This is a genomic window from Bacillus sp. T33-2 (genome assembly GCF_002860205.1).
Classification (GTDB): Bacteria; Bacillota; Bacilli; order Bacillales; family Cytobacillaceae; genus T33-2.
On sequence record NZ_PGVB01000028.1, the window covers coordinates 1 to 18,237 of the forward strand.

Annotated in this window: 16 protein-coding genes; 8 read left to right on the forward strand and 8 right to left on the reverse strand. The window is 43.6% G+C overall.

From position 1 onward, the window contains the following. Positions 1–407: 407 nt before the first annotated feature. The 8 genes from CVD19_RS18030 to dnaA form a co-directional block, all read right to left on the reverse strand. Positions 408–1,502, reverse strand: coding sequence for an HD-GYP domain-containing protein (locus CVD19_RS18030; protein WP_308314883.1), 1,095 nt, complete (start codon positions 1,500–1,502; stop codon positions 408–410). Between the two features lie 84 nt (positions 1,503–1,586). Continuing rightward, a complete protein-coding gene (gyrA, locus tag CVD19_RS18035; RefSeq protein WP_101584107.1) occupies positions 1,587–4,121 on the reverse strand; it encodes a DNA gyrase subunit A in 2,535 nt (844 codons plus the stop codon). Between the two features lie 148 nt (positions 4,122–4,269). Continuing rightward, positions 4,270–6,192 (reverse strand): DNA topoisomerase (ATP-hydrolyzing) subunit B, encoded by a 1,923-nt coding sequence (gene gyrB / locus CVD19_RS18040; protein WP_101584109.1) that lies wholly within the window; start codon positions 6,190–6,192, stop codon positions 4,270–4,272. Positions 6,193–6,246: 54 nt separating this feature from the next. Next, positions 6,247–6,498 carry an extracellular matrix regulator RemB gene (gene remB / locus CVD19_RS18045; protein ID WP_101584111.1) on the reverse strand — a complete coding sequence of 84 codons (252 nt, stop codon included), beginning with the start codon at positions 6,496–6,498 and terminating at the stop codon, positions 6,247–6,249. Between the two features lie 9 nt (positions 6,499–6,507). Next, positions 6,508–7,626 carry a DNA replication/repair protein RecF gene (gene recF, locus CVD19_RS18050; RefSeq protein ID WP_101584113.1) on the reverse strand — a complete coding sequence of 373 codons (1,119 nt, stop codon included), beginning with the start codon at positions 7,624–7,626 and terminating at the stop codon, positions 6,508–6,510. A gap of 43 nt (positions 7,627–7,669) precedes the next feature. Beyond that, complete coding sequence (gene yaaA / locus CVD19_RS18055) at positions 7,670–7,882, reverse strand: S4 domain-containing protein YaaA (RefSeq protein ID WP_101584175.1); 213 nt, start codon at positions 7,880–7,882, stop codon at positions 7,670–7,672. 291 nt (positions 7,883–8,173) lie between these two features. Then, positions 8,174–9,310 carry a DNA polymerase III subunit beta gene (dnaN, locus tag CVD19_RS18060; RefSeq protein WP_101584115.1) on the reverse strand — a complete coding sequence of 379 codons (1,137 nt, stop codon included), beginning with the start codon at positions 9,308–9,310 and terminating at the stop codon, positions 8,174–8,176. 180 nt (positions 9,311–9,490) lie between these two features. Further along, positions 9,491–10,837, reverse strand: coding sequence for a chromosomal replication initiator protein DnaA (dnaA, locus tag CVD19_RS18065; RefSeq protein ID WP_101584117.1), 1,347 nt, complete (start codon positions 10,835–10,837; stop codon positions 9,491–9,493). A gap of 336 nt (positions 10,838–11,173) precedes the next feature. Here dnaA and CVD19_RS24265 point away from each other — a divergent pair, with 336 nt between their 5' ends. From CVD19_RS24265 to rsmG, 8 genes are all read left to right on the forward strand, one after another. Then, positions 11,174–11,377: a hypothetical protein gene (locus CVD19_RS24265; RefSeq protein ID WP_142383549.1), complete on the forward strand. Its 204-nt coding sequence runs from the start codon at positions 11,174–11,176 to the stop codon at positions 11,375–11,377. A 47-nt stretch (positions 11,378–11,424) separates the two neighbouring features. Next, positions 11,425–11,559, forward strand: a complete 135-nt coding sequence (gene rpmH / locus CVD19_RS18075) for a 50S ribosomal protein L34 (RefSeq protein ID WP_066059809.1) — start codon at positions 11,425–11,427, stop codon at positions 11,557–11,559. A 202-nt stretch (positions 11,560–11,761) separates the two neighbouring features. Continuing rightward, positions 11,762–12,130 carry a ribonuclease P protein component gene (gene rnpA / locus CVD19_RS18080; RefSeq protein ID WP_101584122.1) on the forward strand — a complete coding sequence of 123 codons (369 nt, stop codon included), beginning with the start codon at positions 11,762–11,764 and terminating at the stop codon, positions 12,128–12,130. 171 nt (positions 12,131–12,301) lie between these two features. Beyond that, positions 12,302–13,078, forward strand: coding sequence for a YidC family membrane integrase SpoIIIJ (gene spoIIIJ, locus CVD19_RS18085; protein ID WP_101584125.1), 777 nt, complete (start codon positions 12,302–12,304; stop codon positions 13,076–13,078). Then, positions 13,075–13,701 (forward strand): RNA-binding cell elongation regulator Jag/EloR, encoded by a 627-nt coding sequence (jag, locus tag CVD19_RS18090; RefSeq protein ID WP_101584127.1) that lies wholly within the window; start codon positions 13,075–13,077, stop codon positions 13,699–13,701. Before spoIIIJ ends, jag begins: the two co-directional genes overlap by 4 nt. A 343-nt stretch (positions 13,702–14,044) precedes the next feature. After that, on the forward strand, positions 14,045–15,430 hold the full coding sequence (mnmE, locus tag CVD19_RS18095; RefSeq protein ID WP_101584129.1) for a tRNA uridine-5-carboxymethylaminomethyl(34) synthesis GTPase MnmE: 1,386 nt from the start codon (positions 14,045–14,047) through the stop codon (positions 15,428–15,430). 42 nt (positions 15,431–15,472) lie between these two features. Beyond that, the gene (mnmG, locus tag CVD19_RS18100) at positions 15,473–17,362 is read left to right on the forward strand and encodes a tRNA uridine-5-carboxymethylaminomethyl(34) synthesis enzyme MnmG (protein WP_101584131.1); all 1,890 of its coding nucleotides are present in this window, start codon (positions 15,473–15,475) and stop codon (positions 17,360–17,362) included. A 29-nt stretch (positions 17,363–17,391) separates the two neighbouring features. Beyond that, entirely contained in the window at positions 17,392–18,108 is a 717-nt protein-coding gene (gene rsmG / locus CVD19_RS18105; RefSeq protein WP_101584132.1) for a 16S rRNA (guanine(527)-N(7))-methyltransferase RsmG, read from the forward strand. Positions 18,109–18,237 lie beyond the last annotated feature (129 nt).

Genomic DNA, 18,237 nt, shown 5'->3' on the forward strand with positions numbered 1-18,237 from the left:
TATTAGGCACGCCGCCAGCGTTCGTCCTGAGCCAGGATCAAACTCTCCAATAAAGTGAGTTGAATATAGCTCATAATAAAACGTTGGCTCATGAAACTTCTATATAGAAGAAACATGATGATTATTGTTTGTTGACGCTTGTTTGTTTAGTTTTCAAAGAGCAATTCGTTTAACGACGCCCGTAAGCGACTTTATTAATATACCATTTATCAACTGCTTATGTCAATAACTTTTTAATAAGTAAATAACCTATTCACTTTTTCATACAGACTTGATGAGTATATCAGCACTTTATCTTTGTCGCAACCCTTTTTAACACTGCTTTATTATCCATTAATGGCGATTTTTTCATTCCGCTTCTGAATTCCATTCGGTAAAAACACGAAAGGCTGACACTAGCGTCAGCCTTAATGCATAACCTCTTCTATAAATAATTGCCTGTTTTTGCTCAAGTGGACAATTTGTTCATTTTCTAAAAGCTTGATTAACGGACGGGTTGGGCTTTTTTCCTCCACGAAAAGAACCTCTGCTTCCTGGCCGTTTGAAAGCCTGACTTTACTTCCGATAGAAAAATTCATAATGGCTGAACTAATTACTTTTAATGCATTGATGTCAAACTTGCCAAAGTAATCTTCAAGGATCATTTCAAGAACTTTAAAAGGAGAATGCTTTCGCTTGTATGGCCGTTCTGATGTCATAGCATGAAAAATGTCTGAAACCGCAATGATCTTGGCGAAAGGATGAATCCTGTTGTCTTTTTCGCCAAAAGGATAGCCGCTTCCGTCAAGTCTTTCATGATGCTGGACAATAGCCAGTTTTGTGCCATCTTTCAACAGGGGGCTTGCTTTAACCATATTATAGCTATATGTAGAGTGCTTTTTTACTTCTTCATACTCATCATCAGTAAGGGAAGCCTCTTTATTTAACAGCTTTGTGCTTAATTTCGCCATTCCACAATCTGATAAACTTCCTGCTATGGCAATTTGAATAATGTCGCCTTTGCTGTAGTTCATTTTTTTGGCGATAAATCCACTGATAATTCCTACGGCTAAAGAATGGCTGTAAATATAATCATCTTTGGTGGAATAATGGTGCAGGTTAAGAATATGTGAAGCAAGGGTCTCTGTGCTGTCTAAAAAAGGCAGTAAGATGTTACGGACCTTAGCGATATCAATCGGAGCACCTGATTGCCATTTTACAAACTCCTTTTTTAAATGCTGTTTGGATCGTAAAAACAAATCAACAAAAGAAAGGTCTCCAGTTACTTCCCTTTCTTCAGCTAATCCTTGTGCAGCCGATTCAGTTGGGATAAACGGCATGCCATTCACCATTGTTTTTTCAACGTATATCTCTTTAATCAAAAAAGCTTTTAGGACATTGATCAGCTGTCCCGTCAAAACCGTATTCTTACCAATGACAGGGCGATTTGTCCTGCTGAAAACGTCAGCGGAAACAATACAGCCCTCCTGAAGTTCATAAACTTTTACGCGCAACGGTTCCACCTCAGAAAATTTCTTTTTTAAATTTATTTTACTTTATTTTGCAAAAAAAAAGGAACACAAATTTTGTGTCCCTTTGTTATATGTTTATTCTTCGTCTTCTACTGCAGAATCGTTTATCGATTCAACAATACTTTCTGCATTGGTTGATTCTTCTGTGCCTTCATGGTATTCTTCATCTTTTTCTTCGTCCCTGTCTACTTTGGCAACGGTGGAAACAGCTTCATTTTCAGCTTTATCAAGACTGATTAGTTTAACTCCCATGGTGTTACGCCCAGTGATGGAAATGCTGCTCACAGGAATACGGATCAGGACGCCCCTTGTCGTGATCAACATGAGGTCTTCTTCGCCAGTAACAACCTTCATCGTTACAAGGTCACCGTTTTTGTCCGTTATGTTCGCTGTTTTAATTCCCTTACCGCCCCTGTATTGAATGCGGTATTCACTGGCATGGGTTCTTTTACCGTAGCCGTTTTTAGTGACGATCAGGATATCAGTGCTTTCCTCAAGTACCTCCATGCCAACAACCTCATCATTTTCTGCAATGCTGATACCTTTTACTCCAGTCGCAGTACGGCCCATGGAGCGTACATCTGTTTCAGGAAAACGGATAAGCAGCCCTTTTTTCGTTCCGATAATAATTTCTTTACTGCCGTCTGTTAAACGGACAGATATCAATTCATCGTCTTCTCGCAGGTTGAGGGCAATAAGTCCGTTGTTACGGATATTTGCGAAGGATGTCAATGGTGAACGTTTCGAAATACCCTCTTTGGTAGTGAAGAACAGGAACCAGTCGTCCACAAATTCTTCTACCGGAATAATCGCATTGACCCACTCGCCTTTTTCAACTCCGAGCAGGTTAATGATCGGAATCCCCTTGGCTGTGCGGCTGAATTCCGGAATTTCATATCCCTTTGAACGGTAAACCTTACCTTTGTTCGTAAAGAATAGGAGCGTGTCATGGGTAGAAGTTGTAATCAGATGTTCAACAAAATCATCTTCGTTTGTCCCCATGCCCTGGATGCCTCGCCCGCCCCGTCTTTGGGAACGGTAGGTGGATACAGGAAGACGTTTAATATAGCCGTTATGGGTTAAAGTAATAACGATGTGTTCCCTTGGAATTAAATCCTCGTCCTCAATGAATTCAAGCCCGCCTGAAACAATTTCTGTCCGCCTTTTATCATTAAAGCGGTCTTTGATTTCGGTAAGTTCTTCCCTGATGATCTCAAGGACCTTTTCTTCATCGGCAAGAATCGCTTTTAATTCGGCAATCAGCTTCACAAGGCTCTGGTACTCATCCTCGATTTTTTCCCGCTCAAGGCCTGTCAAACGCTGAAGGCGCATGTCCAGAATCGCCTGTGCCTGCTTATCGGACAGGTTGAATTGGGTCATCAAGCCTTCCCTTGCTTCTTCAGTCGTCCTGGAACTGCGGATCAAATTGATGACGGCATCCAGATGGTCGAGTGCAACCCGCAATCCTTCTAAAATATGCGCACGTGCTTCTGCCTTGCGCAGCTCAAACTCGGTTCTTCTGCGAATGACAACCTTTTGATGGTCAAGATAATATTTGAGGCATTGTTTTAAATTTAAAACCTTTGGCTGGCCATCTACAAGAGCGAGCAGATTGATGCCGAAACTGGTCTGCAACGCCGTTTGCTTGTACAGATTATTCAGCAGGACATTAGCGTTGGCATCCTTGCGTACCTCGATATAAATCCGCATACCTCTGCGGTCTGATTCATCTCTTAAGTCTGTGATGCCGTCAATTTTCTTATCACGGACAAGCTCGGCAATTTTTTCAATTAATTTTGCTTTGTTTACCTGGTAGGGCAGCTCTTTAACGATAATGACTTCCTTGCCATTGGCTTTTTGTTCAATCTCAACTTTTGCCCTTAACGTAATGGAGCCGCGGCCTGTCTCATATGCTTTCCGGATGCCGCTTCTTCCCAGGATTAGCCCTGCAGTAGGGAAATCCGGCCCTGGGACGAACTCCATCAGTTCCTGTATCGTGATGTCAGGGTCCTTACTGACAGCCAGTACACCGTCGATAACTTCCCCAAGCTGGTGGGGAGGGATATTGGTTGCCATGCCAACAGCAATTCCAGATGTACCGTTAACCAGCAGGTTAGGGAATCTTGATGGCAGAACAGCCGGCTCTCTCTCCGAACCATCATAGTTATCCTGGTAGTCAATCGTATCTTTGTTGATATCACGGAGCAGTTCCATCGAAATTTTCGACATGCGCGCTTCCGTATAACGCATTGCAGCAGCTGCATCTCCATCGACAGAACCGAAGTTTCCATGTCCGTCGACGAGCATGTAACGGTAGTTAAAATCCTGTGCCATCCTGACCATTGTGTCATAAACAGCAGAATCTCCGTGAGGATGGTATTTACCTATAACCTCGCCCACGATACGGGCAGATTTTTTAAAGGGTTTGTCCGCATGCATACCAAGATCATGCATCGCGTAAAGAATACGGCGGTGCACCGGCTTTAAACCGTCACGGACGTCGGGCAGTGCCCGTGCTACTATGACACTCATTGCATAATCCAGGAATGACGAGCGCATTTCCTGGCTGATATTGATCTCTTTCACTCGAGAATTTGGTGTCTCTGCCATAAGAGAAACCTCCTTAAGAAAACTCGGAGTACCGGTTTAAACCGGCAGCCTGTTTGTCTGGCATGTGACGATACCGCTGTTGCCAGATTGTTTCTTTAAGCCTATCAGTAAAAAGCAGGATAGAGGAATACCCGCTATCCTGGCCAAATTAAATGTCTAAATTCTTCACATAAATGGCATTTTCTTCGATAAACTGCCTGCGGGGCTCAACCTTGTCGCCCATTAAGATTTCAAATGTTTCATCCGCTTCGATCGCATCTTCCAGGCTTACCTGGAGAAGGGTGCGTGTGGAAGGATCCATTGTCGTCTCCCAGAGCTGTTCAGGATTCATTTCTCCCAAACCTTTGTAACGCTGGATCCCCGGTTTTGGATTCGCGGAAAGTTCATTCATGATCTGGTCCAGCTGCCTGTCGTTGTAGGCATACTCAATCCGCTTGCCCTGCTGGATTTTATATAAAGGAGGCTGGGCGATATAAATAAACCCTGCTTCGATAATTTGTCTCATATAACGGTAGAAGAACGTCAATAATAAAGTCCGGATATGCGCTCCATCCACATCGGCATCCGTCATGATGACGATCTTGTGATAACGAGCTTTGGAAATTTCAAAGTCTTCTCCAATCCCGGTTCCGATTGCGGTAATGATTGCCCTGACCTCGTTATTTGAAAGTATCTTGTCAAGGCGCGACTTTTCAACATTCAAAATTTTACCGCGCAACGGCAAAATTGCCTGGAAGTGGCGGTCCCGCCCCTGTTTTGCCGATCCTCCCGCAGAATCACCTTCAACCACATAAATCTCGCTAATGGATGGATCCTTGGACGAACAATCGGCCAGCTTGCCTGGAAGGCTGGAAATTTCAAGCGCACTTTTCCTTCTTGTCAATTCCCGGGCTTTTTTCGCCGCGAGACGGGCTCTCGCAGCCATTAATCCTTTTTCCACAATTTTTCTGGCAACAGTTGGATTTTCAAGCAGGAATTTCTCGAAGTGTTCCGAAAAGGCAGTATCCGTAACATTCCGTACTTCAGAATTTCCCAGCTTTGTTTTCGTCTGTCCCTCAAACTGCGGATCAGGATGTTTGACAGACACGATGGCTGTCAATCCTTCCCTTACATCCTCCCCGGACAGATTGGCATCACTTTCTTTAAAAATGCCCTGCCTTCTTGCATAATCATTGATTACGCGTGTAAGGGCCGTTTTAAATCCGGATTCATGTGTTCCGCCCTCATAAGTGTGGATATTGTTGGCGAAGGAATATATATTGCTTGTGAATCCATCATTGTACTGCAGGGCAACTTCAACCGTGATGCCTTCTTTTTCACCCTCAGTATAGATCGGCTCATCATGGAGGACTTCCCTTGTACGGTTTAAGTGCTCTACATAAGCCTTGATGCCGCCTTCGTAATAATACTCATTCTTTTTGTCTGCAACCCGTTTGTCTTCAATGGTTATTTTAATGCCCCGGTTTAGGAAGGCAAGCTCCCTGATGCGGTTCGCAAGTGTTTCATAATCATATTCAAGCGTTTCAGTAAAAATTTCGGCATCCGGCTTGAAGTGGGTAGTAGTCCCTGTGCCGTCCGTCTCTCCGATTACCTTCAAATCTGCAGTAGGAACCCCGCGCTCGAATTTTTGATAATGGATCTTTCCATCACGGTGGACAAACACCTCGAGCACGGTGGACAGTGCATTAACAACAGAAGCACCAACACCGTGCAGCCCCCCGGATACTTTATATCCGCCGCCGCCAAATTTACCGCCCGCATGCAATACGGTCATGATCACCTCAACTGCCGGCCTGCCCATTTTTTCATGAATTCCGACCGGTATACCGCGGCCGTTATCTTTAACAGTTATACTATTATCACTTTCGATGATTACATTTATTTCATCACAGTAGCCTGCGAGTGCTTCATCGATACTGTTATCGACAATCTCCCAGACAAGGTGGTGAAGTCCTTTTGCACTTGTCGTTCCGATGTACATCCCGGGACGCTTCCGGACAGCCTCCAGACCTTCGAGAACCTGTATCTGGTTTGCATCGTAAGCTTGGCTCTGAGTCGCGTTTTGCTCCATGGCCACATCGATCACCTACACTTTCATATGCCTCATTCTTTAAGCAAATTATTTTTATATAAATTCCTGAACGGATAATTTTTGTGAGCGTTTTTTTAATGTTCCTGACGCAAGCGGGGAATAATAGATGGTGTCATCAGTGACAACAACCGACTTATAGGCTCCTCTTGAAAGATTAACGACCTGTTCCCTGTGGCGCGCAATATATTGTTCCAGCAGAGGGGAGGTGTTGGCTGTTTCCTTATCTAAAATGGCTATAATATCCCTGGTTCTCACCAGGATGTCCTCTCCTACATGCAAATACATGTCTTCACCTCATTGGACCCGGGTCATCACTCCGGAATCTACTTTATAAGCGGCAGCTTCCTTCAGAGTTTGATGATCAATTCCATCCACACTTGTTGTCGTAACGAAAGTCTGGACTTTACCCTGGATGGTGTTCAACAAATGGGACTGGCGGTAGTCGTCCAGTTCAGACAGTACATCATCCAGAAGAAGGATAGGGTATTCGCCGCTCTCAGCATGGATCAACTCTATTTCTGCCAATTTGACCGACAATGCAGTCGTTCTTTGCTGGCCCTGCGATCCAAACGTCTGGACATCCCTGCCATTCACCAGAAAACAAAGATCATCCCTGTGGGGACCGTACAAGGTAATCCCACGGTCAATTTCCCGCGTCCTTATTTTAGCAAACTTTTCCTCATAGACTGTTACCATTTTCGACAAATCCAGTCCTTCTGATACATCAGCAGACGGCCTGTACACAATTTTTAGCGTTTCAAGCCCCCTGGAAATCCCTTCATGGATCGGCATCGCCCATTTTTCAAGCAAACGCAGGAATTCAAACCTTTTGATTATAATTTTGGCCGATATATCAATGAACTGTTCTGTCAGTATTTCCAGCATCGTTAAATCATTTTTCTGTTTTGTCTGCAATAGCTTCAAATAGTGATTCCGCTGCTGCAAGATTTTTTGGTACTGGCTGATGTCGTGCAAATAAACAGGCGATACCTGGCCAATTTCCATATCAATAAAACGACGCCTTATTTGAGGGCTCCCTTTGACAAGATGGAGATCCTCAGGTGCAAACATAACGACATTCATATTTCCTACGTATTGGCTGAGCTTCCGCTGTTCAAGATGATTGCATTTCGCCTGTTTGCCTTTTTTTGAAATAATGAGCTGCATTGGCAAAGGGCCATGCTGTTTTTTTATCCTTCCCTCTATTTTAGCATAATCCTGGTCCCAGCGAATAAGATCTTTATCATTTGCCGTCCGGTGCGATTTTGCCATGGCAAGCACAAAAATTGATTCCATCACGTTTGTCTTCCCCTGGGCATTTTCGCCCAAAATCACATTCACCTTGTTTTCAAACCGGGCTTCCAGTTCATCATAGTTCCGATAATCTTTTAAAAGTAACTCCTCTATATACATGAACGTTCATCCCCTGCATATCGCCATACCAAAACCACATTCTTTATTTAACAAAAAATACGCCATGGCCCGGTATATCCACTTTATCTCCGGCACGCAGCTTTCTTCCACGTCTTTGATCCTGTTCCCCGTTAACAAAAACCTCAAATTCATCCAGAAACCATTTGGCCATTCCGCCAGTTTGGATGATATCAGCCAGCTGCAAAAATTGGCCAAGTGTAATATACTCCGTGCTAATTTTAACTTCAGTGCTCATGGTTCCACCCTTTTCCAGTAAGAAAAATCCTGCAATTACTTTCATGTGGCAATTTTTACTGCTATCCGGTGTTTTTTACCTTGGTTCCAGTTTCCTCAAAGGTCCATAAAACCCATTATGTTTTGCTAATTTTAAAAAGGTATCTAATATTTTATTTTACTAAATAATTCACATGCTTACAAAAGAAATAATTCCACTAGTTATTATGGCCATTACAGCCCTGAAATATTTTCCGTATTATGCAATAATCGGAAAAAAGCCGCCAGCGTAACTGGCAGCTGTAATCATTCATTAGTATGTCCTTACAGGCAGTATCAATTGCAGAATCGTTTCATCGTTCAGAGGACGGATTAAAAATGGCCTCATCGCTCCGGTAAAGCTTATTTGAATTTCCGTTCCCTCCAACGCTTTTAACGCATCCATCATGTACTTCGCACTGAAGGAAATCTTCAACTCATCTCCATCAATTGATTTGCTCTGAACTTCTTCCACGACTTTCCCAATTTCAGGTGTATTGGAGGATATTTCAATTGCTCCTCCATCCACGGTTGCAAATTTGACAACATTGTTTCTTCCTTCCCTGGCCAGAAGGGAGGCACGGTCAATCGCATGCAAAAATTCCTTCGTATCCACAACGATATCTGTTTTGCTTTCATTTGGAATAAGCCGGGCTGTATCAGGATAATTGCCTTCCAGAAGCCTGGAGAAGAACAATAAATGCTTTGCCTTGAACAGTACCTGGTTTTCGGTAATGACAATATCGACAAGGTCAGTCGTATCATCCAGGATCTTGCTCAATTCCGTCAGGCTTTTACCTGGAATGACAATATTGTAATTCCCGCTCGTTTCCGTATTGAGTTTTGCTTTCCTTAATCCCAGCCGGTGGCTGTCTGTTGCAATACAGGTTAATTCGTTGTTTTCAACCTTCCAGTTTACACCTGTCAAGATAGGGCGTGTTTCTGAGGTGGACACTGCAAAAACGGTTTGTCTGATTAAAACCTTCAGAAGGTCTGTCGGGATCCGGAAAATGTTGTCTTCCGAAATATGGGGAAGGTGAGGGTACTCCTCAGCATCCAGGCCATTTAAATTAAATTCTGATTTTCCGGAACGTATGACAGTCTGCAGGTGATTCTGCACTTCGATTTCCACTGTATCTGTTGGCAATTTTTTTACGATTTCACTAAAGAAGCGGGCTTGTAAAACAATTGCCCCTGTTTGTTTGATCTCAACAATTTCATCACCGGCTTCCTCTTTTGGGATGAAAGATTCAATTGAAATATCGGAATCACTTCCTGTCAATGTAACTCCGTCTTCTGTTGCGACAATTTTTATTCCTGTCAGAATCGGAATTGTCGTTCTGCTCGTTACTGCTTTCATTACATCCTGGACGCTTTGCAAAAGATAATCCCGTTGGACGATAAACTGCATTTTTTAAATCCTCCGTTCAGGTATTTTACTGATTGTTAATATATATAATTTTATTTAAAAAATAGTAGAAGTAATAGTAGGGCCTGTGGATTTGTGGATAACTTGATTTTCGAAAGTAAACACAGCCTATCCACATGTGGACAGACTGTGTGCAATCAGATCCGGGTTATTCACAGTTTCCTATACTCTCAGCTGCTCATTAATGTCTTTCAGCTGTTTTTGCAGAAGCGAGTCACTTGAAAGCAGCTTTGAAATTTTTTCATGGGCGTGGATGACGGTAGTATGGTCACGCCCTCCGAATTCCTCTCCTATTTTCGGAAGGGAGAAGTCGGTAAGTTCCCTTGATAAATACATGGCAATCTGCCTCGGAAAGGCCACGGATTTAGTCCGTTTTTTCGCTTTAAAGTCTTCAAGGCGTATATTGTAATGCTCTCCAACCACTCTTTGGATTTCATGGATGGTTATCACCTTAGGCTTTGAGCTCGGAATGATATCCTTAAGTGCCTCGGCGGCGAGGTCTGCATTGATGTCTTTATTGATTAATGATGAATAGGCCACAACACGGATTAAAGCTCCTTCAAGCTCCCGGATATTTGAATCAATCTGATTCGCAATATACAGCATTACTTCATTCGGAATATCAAGGCCTTCTGCTTTCGCTTTTTTCCGGAGGATCGCAATTCTCGTTTCCAGATCCGGTGGGGTAATATCCGTAATCAGGCCCCATTCAAAACGGGAACGGAGACGGTCCTCAAGCGTAGGAATTTCTTTTGGCGGACGGTCACTTGAAATGACAATCTGCTTGCTTTCCTCATGCAATGTATTGAATGTGTGGAAAAATTCTTCCTGTGTCTGTTCTTTACCGGCCAAAAACTGAATATCATCGATCAGCAACACATCTACATTCCGATATTTGTTCCGAAAATCGACTGCTTTATTATCCCGGATCGAATTAATGAATTCATTTGTGAATTTTTCGGAAGATAAGTACACTACCTTTGCTGATGGGTTATGATCCTGCACATAGTGTCCGATTGCATGCATAAGGTGGGTTTTTCCCAGACCTACGCCTCCATATATGAATAACGGATTATAGGCTTTGGCAGGTGCTTCGGCCACAGCGAGGGAGGCCGCATGTGCAAAACGGTTACCTGATCCGATTACGAACGTATCAAATGTATATTTGGGGTTTAGCATGTTGAGAGGAAGTTCCGGCTGGTCGTCGCCTTTTTTTTGTTTTTTAGGCGGAACAGGCAAATTGACTTCTTCATCATTTTGATTCTGGGGAATAATAAACTTTACGGCCAGTTCCTCTCCAGTAAGTTCGTACAAAATCTCTGAGATTAGCTGGGAATACCGCTCTTCCAGCCAATCACGGGCAAATTCATTGGGCGCAGTAATCGTCAGCGAGTCCCCCTGCAGCGAATGGGCTTTGGTCGCTTTCAGCCATGTATCGAAGCTTGGTTTGCTGATTTTTTTTTCAATATTGGCCAGCGCCTTATTCCAGAGGTCCGCAATATTTTCCAACAGTTTTCCCTCCTTTGTCCAAAGTTTGGTGTTCCGTGCAAATGCGTGGTTATCGTCTATGTATAACCTGCTAATTTATAAATATACGAAACAATTAATGTGGAAAAATATATAATAAGGAAATCAAGTGGATATTCGACATTATCCACTTCTTGTGGACAAAGTTATACAAATCCCCTGAATAACCTGTCCACAGTTTATCCACAATGTGTGGATAAGAAGGAATGATCTTCTGATTTATTCAGAGTGAAAACACAAATATAATATCAAAAAAAACAGCTTGGCGCAACGCTTTTTCATACTTTATCCACAATCCCGCTCCGCTGGGGAGCATTTTTGTCCACAAGTTTGGGTTGTGTGTCCAACCTGTCAGTAACTTCTGTGGATTGTGAAAACCCTGTCGAAACTTGTCCACAGGTGTTGATTCAGGCATCTGGCTGGAACCAGCTGTTCGCGTTTTGGTCTAGCATCGGTATTGTGATTTTAGCCGGCCGCATTTTGTTGGTATTGACAATTTACTGGACACCTCCTTATAATTAGAAAGAATGTCTTAACTTAAGGTCCGATTCCTCAGGGAGGTGTAATATATGAAAAGAACATATCAACCAAATAAACGTAAACACAGCAAAGTTCACGGTTTCCGCAGTCGTATGAGCTCAGCAAACGGACGTAAAGTCCTTGCACGCCGTCGTCGTAAAGGAAGAAAAGTATTATCTGCTTAGGCCACTGAAATGTCAGTGGTCTTTTTTCTCTTTATTAGAAAAGCGGCATCCCCTCCTGAAGTTCCGCACATGGATGAGGGGGCACGGCTTAAGAAGTTTCCCTTTGACTGCGGCAGATCTCTGCTAAGGCGCCGGGATGAAACCAGCTTGGTCTGGATAATAATAACTGAGGGTTTACCACTGGATCGAAGGTGTGTTGGAAATGAAGAAAGAGTTGCGCATTAAGAAAAATAAAGAATTCCAGGAAGTTTTCAATAAAGGAAAGTCCTTCGCCAACAGGCAGTTCGTCGTTTATGTATTGAAAAAGCCTGGTCAGGACACCTTTCGAATCGGTCTGTCTGTAAGCAAGAAAATTGGCAATGCAGTGGTCCGGAACCAGATAAAAAGGTTGATAAGGCAGTCTTTTCATGAACTTTACGAGCACGTCCATACCGGCAATGACTATGTAATCATCGCAAGGAAACCTGCAGCCGAAATGGGGATGGAGGAAGTAAAAAAAAGTCTGTCACATGTACTCAGGGTTGCGCGGGTTTTGAAAAAAACCCATGCTGGCAATAATGGAGACTATTGAAAATATTTTTCGTCTTTTAAAACTTTTAAAAGCGCTTCCCCATAAAAGATGATAAAATACTCTTAAATTGCCTTTCAGTGAGTAGAACCGTAAATTTGGATATATGATGGGGACAAGCATTGGAAAAAAATTTAAACTCATGAACTCTTTGCAGTAAGGAGGAAATAACGGTTGAAGAAACGAATGCTATTAATAACCGGACTGCTGTTAATAATGGCGGTTTTGACAGGCTGTACGGAATATGACCAGCCGATAACTTCCGAAAGCCAGGGCTTTTGGAACGAGTATATTGTTTATCCACTATCAATGCTCATTGTGAAAATGGCTGACATTGCCTTCGGAAGCTTCGGGCTTTCGATTATTTTAGTTACAATCATCATTCGGCTGGCCATTTTGCCATTGATGATCAAGCAGACAAAAAGTTCAAAGGCAATGCAGGCATTGCAGCCAGAGATGCAGAAACTGCGTGAAAAATACAGTTCTAAGGACCAGAAAACACAGCAAAAACTGCAGCAGGAAACAATGGCACTTTTTCAAAAGCATGGTGTTAACCCGCTCGCAGGGTGCTTCCCGCTTTTGATTCAAATGCCAATCCTGATTGGTTTTTACCACGCGATTTCACGGACAAGGGAAATTGCTGAACATAACTTCCTCTGGTTCGATCTTGGAGCACCCGACCCGTACTATCTATTGCCATTAATCGCAGGTGTGACTACATTTATCCAGCAAAAAATGATGATGGCGGGCACAGCGGAACAGAATCCGCAAATGGCGATGATGCTTTGGCTGATGCCAATCATGATTATCGTGTTTGCGATCAATTTCCCGGCAGCCCTCTCCCTATACTGGGTAGTCGGTAACATTTTCATGATTGTACAGACATATTTTATTAAAGGGCCGGACCTGAAAGCTTCAGCGGCCGGCAGCGCGGGAGGAGCAAAAAAGTGAAACAGGTGACTGCTACAGGACAAACTGTCGAAGAAGCAGTGAAATCAGCTTTAGCTCAATTACAAACAACAAAAGACCGCACAGAAATACAGATTATTGATCAAGGTAAAAAAGGGATATTCGGAATCTTCGGTTCCCGGCCGGCAGTCATAAAGGCTTCAGTCAAACCGGATGCCATTGAGGAAGCAGTAAATTACGTAAAAGCCGTTGGTGAAAATATCGGGGCTCCGGTCGAGGTTGAAGTAATTAAGGATGGGAAGAATGTCCAATTTATATTAACGGGCGATAAAATCGCCCTGTTAATTGGAAAAAGGGGCCAAACATTAAATTCACTTCAATATTTAACCCAGCTCGTCATTAATCGTTATTCCGAACAATATTTAACCGTTCTGCTCGATGCGGAGGATTATCGTAAGAGAAGAAATGAAACCTTGATCCAGCTTGCTGAACGGCTTGCCCAAAAAGCTGTTAAATCCGGCCAAAATGTCGCTCTTGAACCAATGCCTTCCTATGAAAGAAAAGTGATCCATACAGCGTTGATGGATAATAAAAAAATCAAAACATTTTCGGATGGCAGTGAGCCGCACCGTCACATTGTCATCTCTCCAGTAAAATCGCATTAAAATCCGGTTGTTTTTCTAACCGGATTTTTTGCGCTCCTGAAAAATCCCGCTCTTGTCGTTTGATACAATCCCTTTTTCACACTCGCCAGCTCGCCTTTTTTATTTTTGTCCACATCTCCGGGTTCTTAATGGATGAAGGGGAATTTCGTTTTATTGTTATTCACATGTGGATAAGTTAAAATTAAAGATGTTTATTTTCGGTTTTGTGGATAACACTGATAAAAACAGCGATGTTTATTTTTTTCATCAATTCAATGTGGTATTCTTGTAATTTAGGGATTCTGACCAAACATTTATTTTATATATAATTTTTTACGTACACGTTAGAAAGAGGGTGAAGAACATGGAGTTCGACACAATCGCGGCGATTTCCACTCCGATGGGGGAGGGTGCGATCGCAATCGTACGGTTAAGCGGGGATGACGCCATCCGGATCGCTGACCGCCTTTTTAAAGGAGTAAGAGGAAAAAAACTTGCCAATGCGGCATCCCATACAATTAACTACGGACATATCCTTGACCCTAAAACCGAACAAGTTGCGGAAGAGGTGATGGTCGCAGTGATGAAAGGGCCAAAAACATTCACAAAAGAAGATGTGGTGGAAATCAATTGCCACGGCGGCCTTGTTTCGGTCAACCGCGTTTTGCAGCTTGTGTTAAATGAGGGGGCGAGGCTAGCTGAGCCGGGTGAATTTACAAAACGTGCTTTTTTGAATGGCCGTATTGATTTATCCCAGGCAGAAGCTGTCATGGATTTGATCCGGGCCAAGACCGACCGGGCGATGAATATGGCACTGGGACAGATGGAAGGCCGCCTGTCCAAGCTGATCAGGAAGCTTCGGCAGGAAATTCTTGAAACACTCGCCCATGTTGAAGTGAATATCGATTACCCTGAATACGATGATGTGGAGGAAATGACCCATCATATGCTTTTTGAGAAAGCGGGTTATGTCAGGAATGAAATTGAGAAACTCCTTCAGACGTCACAGCAGGGAAAAATCCTGCGTGAAGGTTTGTCTACAGTGATTGTCGGACGTCCCAACGTAGGGAAGTCGTCATTATTAAATAGCCTCGTACATGAAAATAAAGCGATTGTTACTGATATTCCTGGAACGACCAGGGATGTAATCGAAGAATATGTGAATGTAAGGGGAGTCCCGCTCAGGCTGCTTGATACGGCCGGAATCAGGGAAACCGAGGACATAGTGGAGAGGATTGGAGTCGAGCGCTCCCGGCAGGTTTTAAGGGAAGCTGACTTGATCCTGCTTGTGCTGAACTATTCCGATGAGCTAACCTCCGAAGATGAAAACATTTTTAAAGCCGTCGAAGGGATGGATGTCATTGTCATCGTCAATAAGACCGATTTGCCCCAGAAGATCGATATGGACAGGGTCAGGGAACTGGCGAATGACTATAAAATGGTCACTACCTCCCTTCTTGAAGACCAGGGCATAGACGAACTGGAAGAAGCGATTGCATCTCTATTCTTCTCGGGTTCTATTGAAGCAGGAGATATGACATATGTTTCGAACACCCGCCATATTGCCCTGCTAAACCAGGCGTTGCATTCAATTGAGGAGGCAATCAGTGGAGCGGAAGCCGGTACTCCAATTGACATTGTACAGATTGACCTCACCCGAGCCTGGGAATTGCTGGGGGAAATCATTGGGGACAGTATGCACGAAAGCCTCATAGACCAGCTATTTTCACAGTTCTGCTTAGGTAAATAATATCGTACGATAAATGATGAAAAAATAAAGGAGGAAGCCAGAATGCAATATGAAGCAGGCAGTTATGATGTCATTGTAATTGGTGCCGGCCACGCAGGGGTAGAAGCAGGACTTGCTTCTGCCCGTATGGGTGCCAGCACATTAATGATTACGATAAATCTTGATATGATTGCATTTATGCCATGCAACCCGTCGGTGGGCGGACCTGCGAAAGGGATCGTTGTCCGGGAAATCGACGCCCTTGGCGGGGAAATGGGCAGAAACATTGATAAAACCTACATTCAAATGAGGATGTTGAATACCGGGAAAGGACCGGCTGTAAGGGCGCTGCGTGCTCAGGCAGATAAATTTCTATACCAGAGTGAAATGAAAACGACACTTGAAAATGAAGAAAACCTGACATTGGTCCAGGGCATGGTCGAAAGGCTGATTGTTGAGGGCGGAGTCTGCAAAGGGGTGGTTACGAAAACTGGTGCAGTTTATCATGCCAAGACAGTTGTAGTGACAACAGGAACCTATTTGCGCGGGGAAATTATTTTAGGTGAATTGAAATATTCAAGCGGACCGAACAACCAGCAGCCTTCCATTAAGCTTTCTGAACATCTTGAGGAACTGGGCTTTGATCTCGTTCGGTTTAAAACAGGGACCCCTCCTCGTGTCCACAGCCATACGATCGATTATTCAAAAACAGAAATCCAGCCTGGGGATGAAGTCCCGAGGGCATTTTCGTATGAGACGACAAAGTTTATTACAGACCAGCTGCCATGCTGGCTGACCTATACCAATGAAAGAACCCATCAGCTTATTGATGATAATTTGCACCGCTCTCCCATGTATTCAGGGATGATCAAGGGGACGGGGCCACGCTACTGCCCATCCATTGAAGATAAAGTCGTCAGGTTCAATGACAAGCCAAGGCACCAGATCTTTCTCGAGCCTGAAGGCCGGAACACGAATGAAGTTTACGTCCAAGGCTTGTCGACAAGCCTTCCGGAGGATGTGCAGCAAAGAATACTAAAAACAATTCCGGGCCTTGAGAACGTGCAAATGATGCGTGCAGGCTATGCAATCGAGTATGATGCAATTGTGCCGACTCAGCTATGGCCGACCCTTGAAACGAAAAAAGTGAAAAACCTGTACACTGCCGGCCAGATTAATGGAACATCAGGCTACGAAGAAGCCGCAGGCCAGGGGATCATGGCAGGAATTAATGCAGGAAGAAGGGCTCTTGGCAAGGAAGAAGTCATTTTACGCCGTTCCGACGCATACATTGGTGTGTTAATTGATGACCTTGTTACAAAAGGGACAAATGAACCATACCGTCTTTTAACCTCCCGTGCAGAATACCGATTGTTGCTGCGGCATGACAATGCTGATTTGAGGCTTACTGAAATTGGCCGGGAGCTTGGATTGATTCGTGATGACAGATATGAAAGATTCCTTGCTAAAAAAGCAGCGATAGAAACAGAGAAAGTGCGACTTCAATCGATTATCATCAAGCCGTCAAAAGAAGTTCAGGAACTTGTCCAATCCTTGGGCGGCAGCGAATTGAAGGATGGAGTCCGGGCATCGGATCTGTTGAAGCGCCCAGAAATGTCATATGGGCATATCCATCAACTTGTCCCTGCAGAGCAACAAGTGGATCCTGATGTAACCGAACAAGTGGAAATCCAAATAAAATATGAGGGTTATATCGAAAAATCACTGCAGCAAGTTGACCGCCTCAAAAAGATGGAAGATAAGAAAATTCCTGAGAACATCGATTATGATGCAATCACCGGTCTGGCTTCAGAAGCGCGCCAAAAATTGAAGCAAGTCCGGCCGCTCTCAATTGCCCAGGCATCCCGTATATCCGGAGTGAATCCTGCCGATATCTCCATTCTGCTCGTATATATTGAACAGGGCCGCATCGCGAAAGTGTCAAATGACTGATCATATTTAGCTGGAAAGGATATTCTGCAATGAATGCCGAAAAATTTCAATCTATGCTTGCTGAGAAGGGTATTACACTTTCTCAGCGGCAAATGGACCAATTCGATCAATACTACCATACACTCGTTGAGTGGAATGAGAAAATGAATTTAACAGCGATTACGGAAAAACCAGATGTGTATTTAAAGCATTTTTATGATTCAATCACAGCGGCCTTTTATTTTGATTTCAATCAGCCATTTAAAATTTGTGACGTGGGCGCAGGAGCCGGATTTCCGAGTATCCCGATCAAGATTGCTTTTCCAGAGCTTCGGGTTACCATTGTCGATTCGCTGAACAAACGAATTTCTTTTTTAGAGCATCTTGCAAAGACACTGGAATTGTCCAATGTCTCGTTCATTCATGACCGGGCAGAAACTTTTGGAAAAAATCCGGACCATAGGGAACAATACGATATTGTGATGGCGAGGGCCGTTGCAAGAATGTCTGTATTGAGTGAATTGTGCCTCCCCCTAGTAAAGCCGGGGGGTGTGTTTATTGCCATGAAAGGCGTTCAGGGGAAAGAAGAATTGGAGGCCGGGCGGAAGGCAATTGATGTTTTTGGCGGAAAAATTGCTGAAGTACACTCCTTTAAGCTGCCGGTTGAGGAAAGTGAACGGAATATCCTTATACTAAAAAAACAAAAACCGACACCAAAGCAATACCCACGGAAGCCTGGAACCCCAAATAAAATGCCTATCGAGTAGAAATTTTTACGTATGCAGCTGAGCGGATGGCCTGCACATGCTGGCCCTGGATAGGCGTAGCATATGAAGACGTTTCTTCAGCTCTTGTTTTGTGTCTATTTACAATACGAAAATTAGTTTATAATGTAG

What these genes read in the sequence shown, in the direction of transcription:
- mnmG (WP_101584131.1), top strand. Translation starts at nt 15,473, where the DNA reads ATGCAATATGAAGCAGGCAGTTATGATGTCATTGTAATTGGTGCCGGC.
- yaaA (WP_101584175.1), bottom strand. Translation starts at nt 7,882, where the DNA reads ATGAGCACTGAAGTTAAAATTAGCACGGAGTATATTACACTTGGCCAA.
- remB (WP_101584111.1), bottom strand. Translation starts at nt 6,498, where the DNA reads ATGTATTTGCATGTAGGAGAGGACATCCTGGTGAGAACCAGGGATATT.
- rsmG (WP_101584132.1), top strand. Translation starts at nt 17,392, where the DNA reads ATGAATGCCGAAAAATTTCAATCTATGCTTGCTGAGAAGGGTATTACA.
- rnpA (WP_101584122.1), top strand. Translation starts at nt 11,762, where the DNA reads ATGAAGAAAGAGTTGCGCATTAAGAAAAATAAAGAATTCCAGGAAGTT.
- gyrA (WP_101584107.1), bottom strand. Translation starts at nt 4,121, where the DNA reads ATGGCAGAGACACCAAATTCTCGAGTGAAAGAGATCAATATCAGCCAG.
- recF (WP_101584113.1), bottom strand. Translation starts at nt 7,626, where the DNA reads ATGTATATAGAGGAGTTACTTTTAAAAGATTATCGGAACTATGATGAA.
- mnmE (WP_101584129.1), top strand. Translation starts at nt 14,045, where the DNA reads ATGGAGTTCGACACAATCGCGGCGATTTCCACTCCGATGGGGGAGGGT.
- rpmH (WP_066059809.1), top strand. Translation starts at nt 11,425, where the DNA reads ATGAAAAGAACATATCAACCAAATAAACGTAAACACAGCAAAGTTCAC.
- dnaN (WP_101584115.1), bottom strand. Translation starts at nt 9,310, where the DNA reads ATGCAGTTTATCGTCCAACGGGATTATCTTTTGCAAAGCGTCCAGGAT.
- gyrB (WP_101584109.1), bottom strand. Translation starts at nt 6,192, where the DNA reads ATGGAGCAAAACGCGACTCAGAGCCAAGCTTACGATGCAAACCAGATA.